This window comes from Methanococcoides sp. LMO-2 (genome assembly GCF_038432375.1).
GTDB lineage: Archaea > Halobacteriota > Methanosarcinia > Methanosarcinales > Methanosarcinaceae > Methanococcoides > Methanococcoides cohabitans.
The window spans coordinates 148025-161875 of the sequence record NZ_JBCAUS010000002.1 but is presented as its reverse complement, the minus strand read 5'-3'; the positions used below and the strand labels follow the sequence as shown (position 1 = coordinate 161875).

The following is a 13851-nucleotide window of genomic DNA, read 5'->3' as shown; positions in this document are numbered from 1 at the left end:
GAACAAGGATGAAAATGACCACAGCCTGCCGATATGAATAATGATCTCTACGAGGGGTCAAACTGGCATCAGCAGGATATCAACTGGCAGGCTGTAATCTGAGATCATTGAGATGTCCTCATTATCATTGAACTTCTCAAACTTCACAACAAAATCCGAATGTTCATATACCAGGAATCATTCCTAACTTGCTGGATAACGATTACAATGTTGATCAGCAATTGATTCTGCTTTTTAGTGCTACTGGTAAAATGGCATGTTTCGGCAATATGATATGCTGTTTTTGAAACTGATTGCACTAAGCAATAAAATAAATTCACTATAAAGGAATAAGATCATGAAATACAGTCTTGGCATTGATGCAGGAGGAACTTATACCGACGCCGTTCTCATAAGCGACGCGGACGGAAAGATCGTTGATTCTACAAAAGCAAGGACAACATACCCGGACCTTTTGATAGGTATACAGAATGCTTTTAATGCCCTTGACCAGTCCATTCTCGAAAAGGTAGAACTTGTATCTGTATCCACTACACTTGCAACCAACACTATCCTGGAAAAGACCGGCTACCCTGTGGGACTTATCCTTGTCGGCAAGACCGATACACCGAAGAATTCAGCGATCAAGTATTACATTTCAGTAGACGGCGGACATAGTTCCGGAGGTAATGAGGCCGCCCCATTGGATATCGATTCGGTAAGGGAGTTCGTAGAGGCAGTTAAGAACAAGGTCTCAGCATTTGCCGTTTCATCTTATTTCAGCGTCAGAAACCCTGAGCACGAACTCAAGGTAAAGGAAGTCATTACAGAACTTACCGGAATGCCGGTTGTCTGCGGACACGAGCTTTCCCAGTCCCTTGGAGCATACGACAGGGGAATTACCGCATTCCTGAATGCTCAGCTGCTCCCCATAGCAAACCAGTTCATGAATACGGTGGCTTCTGAGGTCAAGCGCCGTGGGATAAATGCAAAGCTGATGATGCTCAAATGTGATGGTTCCATAGTAGGAATGCAGGAAGCATTGAAACATCCGATAGAATCAATATTTACAGGACCTGCCGCCAGCCTTGTGGGTGCAGCTTACCTTTCAGATGAACCCAGTTGTGTGGTCATCGATGTGGGCGGCACAAGTACCGATGTATCCCTGACTGTCAACGGACTGCCACAGATATCCGATGTCGGTGCTATCGTAGGTGGATGGCAGACAAAGGTCGAGGCCATCAAGATGGAAACATCTGCAATGGGCGGAGACAGCCATGTATGGGTCATGAACCATGTGATCAGCATTGGACCAAGAAGGGTCGTACCCCTATCTGTGGCAGCTACAAAATATCCGAGGATCATAAAGAAGCTGAAACAGGGCCAGTCAATTTCAAGATTGAAGCTGGGCGAGAACATCCAGCCGACAAAGTTCTTTATCAGGACAGCGCAGGAACCTATCGAACTTACACAAAGGGAAGAGGAACTGCTGAACAGGATCGGGGATGAACCACTTACTGTAAGTGAAATTTACTGGGACAAAAATATAATGCCTTCTCCGATGCTACTTGACAGCCTTATACAAAAGAGGCTCATCCAGGCCATCGGATTTACACCGACCGATGCATTGCATGTGCTTGGAGATTACGACGAGTGGTCCACAGAAGCGGCAATCCTTGGTGCGGAACAGTTGTGCATCTTTGCAGATATGGAAGTAAAGGAACTATGCACACTTGTCAAAGAAAAGGTTGCAAAGAACATGGTATTGAACCTTTTATCATACCTCATGGAAACCGTAGATGCAAAAGAGATCGAAAAAGGTCTTGACGGTGAGTTCCTTGCAGGTTTCAAGGTCGATGTACCGGTTGTTCTCCTTGGAGGACCTGTCCGTGCATACACCGAAGAGATCAAGAAATTCGTAGCTGCAAAGATCCTTCTTCCTGAATATGCTGAGGTAGGAAATGCTGTCGGCGCCCTTGCAGGAAAAGGTGTGAAAAGGATAGAGCTCCTTATCAGGGCAACCTTCGGTGAATCAAAGTATAATCTCAAACCAACATCCATAACGGTCTTTGCACCTGATGGAAAACACGAGATGAACAACTACGAGGAAGCAATTGAATTTGCAGAAGAGCTTGGTCACAAACTGGTCATGGACTACATGAAAGATGCAGAACTGGACGACGGAAATATCAGCATAGAGATGACAAAGAAAGTTATCAACCCGCTGAATACCGGAGTTCCTCTGGAGACCAAGTATGCATTCATGGGAATTGCTGAACTCAACAAGTAAGTCATATCCTTAAATATCAAAATCCCGTATTCTATTTCCGGGAATTTGATATGACACTCACAGGACATGCCTATGCACTAGGTGCAGGAACCATCATTAATGCAATCGCAACATGGAAAGGAGCCGCTTTCGGCGTCGACCTGAAGACCTTTGCCGATGTTGAACTTACAAAGAGCAGCCCGGCAATAAGCGGCACCATTGAAAATGTTCCACAGGGAGATACAACACTGATCGAGAGGTCAGTGGAACTTGTCCTTGAGCATTTTGACATTGAGATGGGAGGCACTGTCCACACCAGCAGTGAAGTACCACTGGCAAGCGGCCTCAAAAGCAGTAGTGCAGCTGCCAATGCAACTATCCTTGCAACTCTTGATGCCATTGGCGAGACAATGGAACCCATGGACGCAGTACTTCTTGGCGTAAGGGCTGCAAAGGATGCAGGCGTTACCATCACAGGCGCCCTTGATGATGCCTGTGCTTCTTTTTTTGGCGGTATCGTCGTAACGGATAACAGGAAGAACGAGCTGGTCAGGCGTGCAGAGAAAGAGATGGACGTTATCATCTTTGCGCCTGACAGGCAATCTTTCAGTTCGCAGACCAACGTACAGGACTCCGAGCTTATAGCTCCCTGGGTAGATATGGCATATGAGCTTACGCTTGAAGGTGAATATGAAAAGGCCATGACGCTTAATGGTTTCCTCTATTGCGGAGCACTTGGTTTCAGCACAGACATAATGATGGATGCACTGAGGATCGGAGTCAAAGGCGTCAGCTTATCAGGCACGGGACCTGCATATTCTGCACTTGTGGAAAAGGATCTTGCAGAAGAACTCATAAAAATATGGGAAGAGTGTGGTACGAGCGGAAAAGTCATAAATACCAAGATTAATAATGAAGGTTTAATGAAACCTTAATTTACGTGGGTGAACATGACCGCTATAGATGAAGTTCGCAGTAAGATCGAGAAACTGGATCAGGACATCATAAGCCTGATCGCGAAAAGGACCGATCTTGCAGAAGAGGTCCTGGAAAGCAAAAAGGAAGAACACCGTTCTATCAATGATGATACACAGAACCAGGTAGTTCTTGACAGGGCAGCCAACATTGCAACCGAAAAAAACCTTGATTCCGGCGCTGTAAAAGAAATATATGAGATCCTTATCAGGATGAGCATTGAGCGCCAACATGAACTTAGCGGGGAAGGAAACCTTCCCTGAATGGAGACAAAATATGGTAGACATTTCAATACTAATGGGTTCCGAGTCAGACCACGCGATCGCAAACCGTGTTACAAAGGTGCTGGATGATACAAAATATTCATATGAGGTCAATGTGATCTCCGCACACAGAGACCCGGAAAAACTTGAGGAGCACATCGCTGCCAGTGATGCAAAGGTCTTCATTGCCATCGCAGGACTCTCAGCCGCACTCCCCGGAGTGATCGCTTCCAAGACAATGAAACCTGTTATAGGTGTGCCTGTCAGTGCAAAGCTAGGCGGACTTGATGCATTGCTCTCTGTTGTGCAGATGCCACCGGGAGTACCTGTTGCCAGCGTTGGTATCGATAACGGTGCAAACGCCGCAAAGCTCGCAATAAGGATACTTGACCTTATTGAATGATAGAGCTGATAAAAAAGCGATCAAAAAAAAGAAACTTAAATTCCAGTATAAATGGATAATCGGGCAGGTAGGCTACTACCACCTCTTTTCTATATTTTTTTAACAAGCTTCGCACTTAATTGAATGCTTTTTTTAGCTATTGCTAAAGAATATATAACAGAATTCAGGCTTCATAGCAATCTTAGCATTATGCCTATGAAGAGATCATCCGGTCATATATAAAAAATACATCTGAAAACATACCGTCTCATACCTTTCAGAAAGGTTTGAAATAGTTAAATATATTTACTTGAATGCCTCTAGTATAATAATAGCGAAAATTCTCGAAATAATTATGTTCATACATATTTCCTATAGACAACTGCATATCATACTGTTTAAATTGTGAGTTAACCATGGACAACGAAATGACTGCTAATGAAGAAGCCGAACTTTTCGGTGAAGATTTTAACACTACAAGTTCAATAGATGTACCTGAGTTACTGATAGACCAGGTCATCGGGCAGGACCACGCCGTTGAAGTTGTAAAGAAAGCAGCCAGCCAAAGGCGTCATGTAATGATGATAGGTACTCCTGGTACCGGTAAATCAATGCTTGCAAAGGCAATGGCTGAACTTTTGCCAAAGGAAGAACTTGAGGATATAATGACATATCCGAATCTTGAGGACAATAATAACCCCAAGATCAGGGAAGTACCTGCCGGAAAAGGCAGGGAGATCGTGCTGGCCCATAAGATGGAATCACGAAAGAAGGCACAGTCACGCAACATGCTGATGATGTTCCTGGTCTTTGGTATTGTGATGTATTCCTTTTACGTCGGCCAGTTACTGTGGGGTATTATTGCAGCTATCATGATACTGATGCTGACAAGACAGTTCATGCCAAAAGAAGAGATGATGATACCAAAGCTCATCGTTTCAAATTACCAGAAAGAGCACGCACCATACATCGACGCAACAGGAACACACGCAGGTGCACTTCTTGGAGATGTCAGGCACGACCCGTTCCAGTCAGGCGGACTTGAGACCCCTTCCCACGACAGGGTCGAGAGCGGAGACATTCACAAATCACACAAAGGCGTTCTCTTCATTGATGAGATCAACACCCTTAAACTTGAATCCCAGCAGAGCCTGCTCACAGCACTGCAGGAGAAAGAATATGCAATTACCGGGCAGTCCGAACGCAGTTCCGGTGCACTGGTAAAGACCGAGCCTGTGCCATGTGACTTTATCATGGTAGCAGCAGGTAACCTGGATGCCATGGAAAAAATGCATCCTGCACTTCGCTCACGTATAAAGGGTTACGGGTATGAAGTCTTCATGAGAGATTCCATGGAAGACACAATTGAGAACAGGAAAACACTGGTCCGCTTCGTAGCACAGGAAGTTGTACGCGACGGTCACATCCCGCCATTTGATAAGGAAGCTGTGAACGAGGTCATCAGGGAAGCCAGAAGAAGGGCAGGTCGTAAAGGTCATCTTACACTTAAGTTCCGTGACCTTGGCGGACTTGTAAGGGTCGCCGGTGATATCGCTCACTCCGAAAATGCAGAGGTCACAACTGCAAAACATGTACTTGCAGCAAAGAAGATCGCACGTTCCATCGAACAACAACTGGCAGACAGCTATCTGGAAAGGCGTAAGGACTACCAGCTCTTCACAAAGATCGGAGCATCTGTAGGAAGGGTCAACGGTCTTGCGGTCATGGGCGGAGATTCAGGAATTGTGCTTCCTATCATGGCAGAGGTCACACCAACACAATCTACCGGACATGGACACGTTATCGCCACTGGTATGCTGAAAGATATAGCAAAAGAAGCTGTGCAGAACGTTTCAGCCGTCATCAAGAACATAACCGGAGAAGACCTGATCAATCACGATATTCATATCCAGTTCATTGGAACCTATGAAGGTGTGGAAGGTGACAGTGCATCAATATCCATCGCAACAGCTGTGATATCCGCAATGGAGAACATTCCGATAGACCAGACAGTTGCCATGACAGGTTCCCTCTCTGTAAGAGGAGATGTACTTCCAATCGGAGGAGCCACCTACAAGATAGAAGCTGCAGCACAAGCAGGTATCAAGAAGGTCATCATTCCAAAGTCCAACGAAGCTGACGTCCTTATTGAAGAGAACTACAAGGACATGGTCGAGATCATACCGGTAACAACCATTGCCGAAGTTATCGAGCACAGCCTTGTAGGTGCTGACAAAGCAAATATTGTCGAAAAGCTGAAGAAACTGACCGAAATGAACGCCATTCCTAAATCCGAGATGGAAGCGCTCACAGGAAGCAACAATGTCTGAAGTTTGTTTTTACGACGTCAGGGTGATCGATGGTACATCCACCTCGATCGTCCTTGACAACGGCAATATTGAAGAGATATCTGTAAACTACAGCAGGGGTTGCGGGGCACGCGCATTATGCGGAGGTTCCTGGGGATTAACCACAGCAGAAGGTAATTTTGAAATCAAGGATGCCATCACTTCTGCTTCAGAGCTTGCAGGGCAGATGGACACGATCTCACCAAAGGAGAAAGTTGAGCTCAAGTCCATGGAAGCTCCTATTCTAAAGGACATCCCGGTCGCTGAGATCGACCCACAGGACATTCCAATTGAAGAGAAGGTCCAGTTGCTAAAGGACATTGACAGCCACGCAAAAGTGGACGGTATAAGCAGCACTTCCGCAGTCTATTCTGAGACCTCTGTTAAAATTCAATACATCAATTCAGAGGGTATTGATTGCGAATATGACCTCATCAGAACAGGATTTGCCATCAGTGCAGTAGCAAGCGAAGGAGGAGTATACCAGGTCGGCAGGGAAAGCCGATTCGGGGTTTCCGGCTATGAGCTTTTCGAGAAGAACGACGTTTTTGCTCTTGCAGAATCAGCAGGTAGGACTGCAGTTGAACTGCTAGGTGCAAAAGCTGCAAAGGGTGGAACACTACCCGTCATACTTGACCCTGAACTTGCAGGCGTATTTGCCCACGAGGCAGTGGGCCATGCTTCCGAAGCAGACCTTGTCCTTGAGGGAAGTTCCATACTTGCAAACCGCATAGGTGAGCAGATCGCATCACCACTTATCAACATAATAGATGATCCAACTCTTCATGAATATGGTTACTATCCTTTTGATTCAGAGGGTGTACAGTCATCAAAGACCACGATAATAAAAGATGGTGTCCTGAACTCATACCTGCATTCAAGGGAAACAGCAGCAGCCCTTGGTGGAATTCCAGGAAATTGCCGTGCACAGGGATATTCATCACCTATCGTCAGGATGAGCAACACATATATCGACAACGGAAATTCTAATTTTGACGAGATGCTCGAGGAAGTAAAGGACGGAATGTACCTTACCGGCTCACGTGGTGGCCAGGTCAATACAGGAGAAGGAATATTCCAGTTCAATGCCGAGAAAGGTTATCTTGTTGAGAACGGGGAAGTAACAACATTGCTACGTGACGTATCCCTTTCCGGCAAGACCCTTGAGATACTCAACAATGTAACACTGGTCGGAAACGATCTTAAGATGCATTCGGGAAGATGTGGAAAAGGCGGCCAGCTTGCACCTGTATCGGACGGATCTCCACATATATCCATTTCAAAAGCGCTGGTAGGAGGTGCCTGATATGTTCGATCTTGCTGAAAAGACACTGAAAATAGCTGAACAACTGGGCGCCGATGAAGCCGAAGTTTTCATCATTCACAACCGTTCGATCACTGCGGACCTGAAAAGGAGAACGATCGAATCAGGTAAAGAAAGGGTCAATGAGGGAATAGGCATCCGCACTATCGTCAATGGTGCAGTCGGTTTCGCAAGCACTAACATAGTGGAACGCATCGATGATGCTGTAAAAGTAGCCGTATCTTCTGCAAGGATAAGGGAAAGCGATCCGGACTGGACATCCCTGCCCTCAAATTCAAAATATCCTGAAGTATCGGGGACCTTTGACAAAAAAATAGACGAACTCGGGCTGGACGAGTGTATCTCACTTACCGGAGAGATGATCAATGGTGCATTATCCATACCAAACGTCAACACGACCTCAGGTAGCTTCTCTACAACGGTAACCAGACAGATGATAATGAACACCAACGGTGTTGAAGTGGTCGATGAAGGCACAGGAGTTTCCGGTTTTGTGGATGTGATCACAACAGAAGGAGACATCTCCACAGCCTATGACTTCGAAGTCTCACGCTCTCTTGACATTGATACTTTCAATATCGGAAAGAATGCGGCAGAGCTTGCATTAAGATCGCAGAACGGCATGTCCATCGAACCGCAGAAGACAAATGTGATACTACATCCATTCGCATTCTCAGATATCCTTGGAAATACCTTTGAACCATCTCTTGATGCTGACAATGTGCAGAAGGGAAGATCATCACTTATAGGTAAGATCGGTGAGAAGATCGCCACATCAGAACTTACAATGATCGACGATGGAACCCTGCATGGGGGGATCGAGACCTCTATCTCCGATGAAGAAGGCACACCTTCCCAGCGAACCACGATCATCGAGAAAGGGATTTTCAGCTCTTACCTCTATGACAGTTACACTGCAGGAAAGGATAAGACCACAAGCACTGGAAATGGAATACGCCACTCCTATGCTTCCACGCCTTCGATCGGCTCACGCAACCTAATTATGGACCATCCGCAAAGCGACATCATTGATGAAACTGAGGAAGGCGTCTTTATCAATACCGTAATAGGCGCACATACGGCAAATGCTATTTCCGGAGACTTCTCTGTGGAAGCCAGGAATGCTTTCACAATAAAGGACGGGGAAATAGACAAACCGATCAAGTCCCTTATGCTTTCAGGCAATATCTTTGACATGCTCAGCAATATAACAGGAGCTGGAAAAGACATTCGTAAGGTTGGTGGAACAGTGACGCCCTCACTGAAGATATCAAATATGAGCATTGTAGGATGAAGATGTGAATAATTTCGCTATCAAGCATAACTATATACTATAATAGTAATGATTATATATTGTTCATTACAATAATGACTCTGTAGAAGAGACCCTGTTACTAGGTGTTAATATGGCTGAGAATGGTAGAACAAAAATACTTGTTGTCGACGACGAACCTGATAATGTCGAATTACTTACTGCATACCTATCATACGATTATGATATAATTCCAGCATACAGCGGCAGGGAAGCTCTAAATATACTGGAAAATTTACAGCAGGACCTTCCGGATCTTGTTCTGATGGACATTATGCTAAAGGACGGAATGGATGGTGTGGAAGCTGCTGACCATATCCATGTAAACTACAACATCCCACTTGTCTACATCACCGCATATGCTGATGAAAGCATTATGCAAAGGGCTAAACTGACAGAACCTTTCGGATACATACTCAAGCCTTTCGAGGAAAGTGAACTCAGAACCAATATCGAGATCGCCCTCTACAAGCATGAGATGGAGAAAAAACTGAAAGAGAGTCAGAAGTGGCTTACTGCAATACTGAACAACACAGGCGATGCAATGATCGCCACTGATGAAGCAGGTTATGTGAAGTTCATGAACCCATTCGCAGAAGCACTTACCGGCTGGAAGCAGGATGAAGTCCTCGGAAAACAACTAAAGGACATATTCTATGTCGAAAGTGAAGAGACCGGCAATGCCGTTGAGGACCCTGTCGAGAAGGTCATGCGTGAAGGCGCTTTCTACGGACTGGCAAGCCAGACACTCCTTGTCACAAAGAGCAACGCAAGGATTCCTGTCGATATAATAGGATCACCTATTAAAAGCGAGAACGACAAACTGATAGGAGTACTGATAACCTTCAGTGATATTTCCGAAAGGAAAAAGATCGAGAACCTTATCTACAAAGAAGGAATGTGATCGGAATTGAAATTATTTAAATCGCTTTTTCCCGATCAGTTTCACTCTTATTTAGCATGGTAACCTTTTGATAGTACAACATACAAAATCGTTAGCAATACGAGTAAAATAATCATCAGTATTGCAATGAACAGCATATTTGTTCCTGAACCAGTTGCTTTTTCAGATTCGGTTACGTTCCCTGTTTCTACTGAGGTTTCAGTGATCGTGGAAGTACTGGAAACATTAATACTTCCGGATTCCTCTTCTGTTAAAACGGTAACATCGTTTACAAGTCCATCGTCCACTTCTGCTGCAATAGCAAATGGTGAGAAACCCGGGGTTTCTGCTTCAAAGTAAAGATACAATACATCTTCTCCAATCTTCCCGGTATTAAGAGCATTCCATTTGCCTTCACTATAACGATATAGGACAATTGAATTCTCATCAATGTCATTCTCTGACAACCACTCCTTTGATACGCTAAAACCTATTACAGGATCAGCAATGTTGTCTTCCGTAGCAAAACCTGATTTACCGACCCAGATATTAAGGTTGCTATAAACAGTTCCATGAACCGTTGTATCGACCATTGAAGATCTGTTTTTAAGCACCTCTATAGTTGTTGAAATTCTTCCACTATTCTTCAATGCAGAGAAATTGATGTATCTAATTGGATTCTGTTCATCATCGAAGACATAGTTAATTGCAAGTCCAGTTATGATGTTCTCTGTCTTCACGTCCTTGAATGCGATGTTCTCAAAAGCTTCACCGGTAGCTCCGCCTCCGCTACTCCCACCTCCGGAGCCGGTGCCCGACCCTGGCTTTGAGACTGTGATATAATTTGATTTCTCAGCAAGATCGAAATCTCCTGAATTGCTAACATTTAGAGAAACATTATAAGTTCCTTCAGAAATGTAAGTGTGAATTGGATTTTGCAGAGTTGAAGTGTTGCCATCACCAAAGTTCCAGGACCAATTTGCAGCATTAATGGACAAATCTGTGAATTGTACTTCTAAAGGATAATCACCTGATCTGGGAGCTGCTGCAAAATCGGCAACCGGTATTATTGGAGCAGCTGTCACATTGATGTAATTAACCTTTAATTCGGAATCAGTGCCATTGATGTTACTGACAGTCAGATTCACACTATACAGACCAACTTCATCATATGTATGGACAATATCCTGAGTGGAATAATCCTCAGTTCCATCATTGTCAATATCCCAGGACCAGGAAGTTGCATCACTTGAAAGGTCACTGAATGAAACGGTAAGTGGAACGTATCCTTCGGTGACATTAGTACTAAAATCAGCAACAGGAAGAATTGGGACAGGCGTCACATTGATGTAATTAACCTTTACTTCGGAAGCAGTGCCATTGACGTTACTGACAGTCAGATTCACACTATAAAGATCAACTTCATCATATGTATGGATAATATCCTGAGTGGAATAATCCTCAGTTCCATCATTGTCAATATCCCAGGACCAGGAAGTTGCATCACTTGAAAGGTCACTGAATGAAACGGTAAGTGGAACGTATCCTTCGGTCACATTAGTACTAAAATCAGCAACAGGAAGAATTGGGACAGGCGTCACGTTAATGTAATCGGCCTTTACTTCGGAAGCAGTGCCATTTATATTGCTTACAGTCAGATTCACACTATACAGACCAACTTCATCATATGTATGGATAATATTCTGAGTGGAATAATCCTCAGTTCCATCATTGTCAATATCCCAGGACCAGGAAGTTGCATCACTTGAAAGGTCACTGAATGAAACGGTAAGTGGAATGTATCCTTCGGTCACATTAGTACTAAAATCAGCAACAGGAAGAATTGGGACAGGCGTCACGTTAATGTAATCGGCCTTTACTTCGGAAGCAGTGCCATTTATATTGCTTACAGTCAGATTCACACTATACAGACCAACTTCATCATATGTATGAACAATATCCTGAGTGGAATAATCCTCAGTTCCATCATTGTCAATATCCCAGGACCAGGAAGTTGCATCACTTGAAAGGTCACTGAATGAAACGGTAAGTGGAACGTATCCTTCGGTGACATTAGCAATGAAATCAGCAACAGGGTAAATTGCCTCTGATTCATCATAAAGTGCTCCGGATAGTACAAGAGCAAACGGTTGTGGACCCTGTGGGATGGTGGTCCCTTTTACATTTATTGTATACCAGCCAACATCAGGAGATAATAATTCAACCTGCTCTACATTATTTAAGTTGTCAGGCTCGCTACCACCGTTCCCAAAATAAGTATCATTTGAACCTATCACTATTAAATCTAGATTGTTTACCAAAGTGGTCGCTGCATAGGCTTCCGAAGGATAATCTGTCCATACCAGAGTTACCTTAAGTGGTTCAGAGCCGTTATCTACATAGTAACTGATATTCCACTCTTCCGAGGTGTTCAAATCGGGAGTAGAGGAAGTGTCATTGTAATAGATTTTTCTAGGGGATACCGGAAACAGTGATTTCTCGATATCCACACGTCCCCAACCCTGAGCATCATCCGGACGTGTTTGAATCTCCTGTGCAGAACCTGTCCCGTACTGTCCAGGAGTCATATTATTAGCACCATTTATGATTGTGGCTTTAAGCAATGCTGCAGATGGTGTCTTTAAGCTTTCATTTTCTACGTAATATTGTCTCACAAGTGCAGCAGAACCCGCAACAATGGGTGTGGACATGCTTGTCCCTCCCATATACAGATAAAAATCATTGTAGACCCCCCATCCAGTCCCACTTGCCACGCTTGACCTTGTTGATATGATAAATGTACCTGGTGCCACAACATCAGGCTTGATACGACCATCATCAGTGGGCCCCCTGCTACTAAATGCTGCAATACCCTTGGTATTGTTTGCCATGTAATCGTTATATATAGGGTTTACCGGAAAAACTGCTGACCATCGATCACCATACGTATCAGTTCTGTCGATCCTGTAATTTTCTGATGAACCAACAGTAAGGCAATTCTTTGCAGTTGCAGGCGAACCTATAGAATCAGCATCAACCACACCATCAGAATTAGAATCCTCACCGTCATTTCCAGCAGAAAAGAGTATCAGCATATTCGGATGATCCCATGCAAAGATATCAAGGCTTTGTGAACCTGAAGTATAACTTCCATAGACCGAAGCTCCCCAACTGTTGGTGTGGATTCTTGCATTATGGTCGTATGCCTGCTGGAAAAGCTCACCATAGTCAGTAGGAATGCCTCCGAGACTTCCATCTTCATCCTGAATTGCCTGGAAAACAAGTTGTGCTTCTGGTGCCATTCCTGCGAACTGACCACTGGAGTTTGCACCATTCCCAAGGACAGATCCTGCAACATGCGTGCCATGTCCATGTGTGTCTGCTGCACCATTATTAGAGAGGTCAATCAACGATAAAATTCGTCCTTCTAGATCATCATGTATGGACTCGTTGTTGAAACCCGTATCCAGACCTGTGTCAGCCACTGCAACAATCTGTCCACTACCAGTTAATCCATGTGTAGTGCGCACATAAGAAACACTGATGATATCAGCAGCAACATCATTCAATATCACAGGCTGCACATATTTCTCTATCCAGCTGACTCCGTTCAAAGCTGCAATATCGGAAATATTCTTTTTATCAATCCTGACCCGAATTATGCCTCCAGCATTGTCAACTATTTCGCCTCCAAAAGCACTGATCTCATTCAAAATTCGAGAATTGTCCTTCGTATCGAACAGCATCACAATGATATCTTCCTGACCTGATTCTTCAGAGGCAGATATAAGAACAGGGCTGACACTATATGATGGATAATAGGGACCAACCCACTGTACACAATCCAAATTTTCAACTTGTACTCTTACTGAAGGCTCCATCCGTACAATAAAAGCATTGTTTGGAACATAATGAAAAATAGTTGCACCGCTATTCCTTACATCCTGTTTCCACTCTTCAAGTATGTAGCCTCTGAACTGAACAATATAATAGTCTTCGGATGAAGAAGAAGAAGTTTCACCCATAGTTGACATACTGGAAATAGAGGGAACTTTTTCGCTGTTAAATTGTGCAGCTTTGAGCAATATATAGCGACCATCATTAGAAATATTGGGA

Annotated in this window: 9 protein-coding genes; 8 read left to right on the top strand and 1 reads right to left on the bottom strand. The window is 44.2% G+C overall.

Features of this window, described 5'->3' with window-relative positions; genetic code table 11:
• Nucleotides 1-337: 337 nt before the first annotated feature.
• The 8 genes from WOA13_RS00910 to WOA13_RS00875 all read left to right on the top strand — a co-directional run bounded on the left by WOA13_RS00910 (nucleotide 338) and on the right by WOA13_RS00875 (nucleotide 9756).
• Nucleotides 338-2269 (top strand): hydantoinase/oxoprolinase family protein, encoded by a 1932-nt coding sequence (locus tag WOA13_RS00910; RefSeq protein ID WP_342126126.1) that lies wholly within the window; start codon nucleotides 338-340, stop codon nucleotides 2267-2269.
• Between the two features lie 50 nt (nucleotides 2270-2319).
• On the top strand, nucleotides 2320-3183 hold the full coding sequence (locus WOA13_RS00905) for a shikimate kinase (protein ID WP_342126125.1): 864 nt from the start codon (nucleotides 2320-2322) through the stop codon (nucleotides 3181-3183).
• A gap of 15 nt (nucleotides 3184-3198) precedes the next feature.
• Nucleotides 3199-3486 carry a chorismate mutase gene (locus tag WOA13_RS00900; RefSeq protein WP_342126124.1) on the top strand — a complete coding sequence of 96 codons (288 nt, stop codon included), beginning with the start codon at nucleotides 3199-3201 and terminating at the stop codon, nucleotides 3484-3486.
• A 13-nt stretch (nucleotides 3487-3499) separates the two neighbouring features.
• Nucleotides 3500-3889: a 5-(carboxyamino)imidazole ribonucleotide mutase gene (gene purE, locus WOA13_RS00895; RefSeq protein WP_342126123.1), complete on the top strand. Its 390-nt coding sequence runs from the start codon at nucleotides 3500-3502 to the stop codon at nucleotides 3887-3889.
• A 395-nt stretch (nucleotides 3890-4284) separates the two neighbouring features.
• Nucleotides 4285-6198 carry an ATP-dependent protease LonB gene (gene lonB, locus WOA13_RS00890; RefSeq protein ID WP_342126122.1) on the top strand — a complete coding sequence of 638 codons (1914 nt, stop codon included), beginning with the start codon at nucleotides 4285-4287 and terminating at the stop codon, nucleotides 6196-6198.
• The gene (locus WOA13_RS00885; RefSeq protein WP_342126121.1) at nucleotides 6191-7522 is read left to right on the top strand and encodes a TldD/PmbA family protein; all 1332 of its coding nucleotides are present in this window, start codon (nucleotides 6191-6193) and stop codon (nucleotides 7520-7522) included. Before lonB ends, WOA13_RS00885 begins: the two co-directional genes overlap by 8 nt.
• 1 nt (nucleotide 7523) lies before the next feature.
• Nucleotides 7524-8834 carry a TldD/PmbA family protein gene (locus tag WOA13_RS00880; RefSeq protein WP_342126120.1) on the top strand — a complete coding sequence of 437 codons (1311 nt, stop codon included), beginning with the start codon at nucleotides 7524-7526 and terminating at the stop codon, nucleotides 8832-8834.
• A 112-nt stretch (nucleotides 8835-8946) separates the two neighbouring features.
• Nucleotides 8947-9756, top strand: coding sequence for an ATP-binding response regulator (locus WOA13_RS00875; protein WP_342126119.1), 810 nt, complete (start codon nucleotides 8947-8949; stop codon nucleotides 9754-9756).
• A 47-nt stretch (nucleotides 9757-9803) separates the two neighbouring features.
• Here the strand turns inward: WOA13_RS00875 and WOA13_RS00870 are convergent, their stop codons facing one another.
• Complete coding sequence (locus WOA13_RS00870; protein WP_342126118.1) at nucleotides 9804-13760, bottom strand: PKD domain-containing protein; 3957 nt, start codon at nucleotides 13758-13760, stop codon at nucleotides 9804-9806.
• Between the last annotated feature and the right edge of the window lie 91 nt (nucleotides 13761-13851).

Bases quoted from the DNA above. Each gene is read 5' to 3' on its own strand.
- WOA13_RS00910 (WP_342126126.1), top strand. From the start codon at position 338: ATGAAATACAGTCTTGGCATTGATGCAGGAGGAACTTATACCGACGCC.
- WOA13_RS00905 (WP_342126125.1), top strand. From the start codon at position 2,320: ATGACACTCACAGGACATGCCTATGCACTAGGTGCAGGAACCATCATT.
- WOA13_RS00900 (WP_342126124.1), top strand. From the start codon at position 3,199: ATGACCGCTATAGATGAAGTTCGCAGTAAGATCGAGAAACTGGATCAG.
- purE (WP_342126123.1), top strand. From the start codon at position 3,500: ATGGTAGACATTTCAATACTAATGGGTTCCGAGTCAGACCACGCGATC.
- lonB (WP_342126122.1), top strand. From the start codon at position 4,285: ATGGACAACGAAATGACTGCTAATGAAGAAGCCGAACTTTTCGGTGAA.
- WOA13_RS00885 (WP_342126121.1), top strand. From the start codon at position 6,191: ATGTCTGAAGTTTGTTTTTACGACGTCAGGGTGATCGATGGTACATCC.
- WOA13_RS00880 (WP_342126120.1), top strand. From the start codon at position 7,524: ATGTTCGATCTTGCTGAAAAGACACTGAAAATAGCTGAACAACTGGGC.
- WOA13_RS00875 (WP_342126119.1), top strand. From the start codon at position 8,947: ATGGCTGAGAATGGTAGAACAAAAATACTTGTTGTCGACGACGAACCT.
- WOA13_RS00870 (WP_342126118.1), bottom strand. From the start codon at position 13,760: ATGGGTGAAACTTCTTCTTCTTCATCCGAAGACTATTATATTGTTCAG.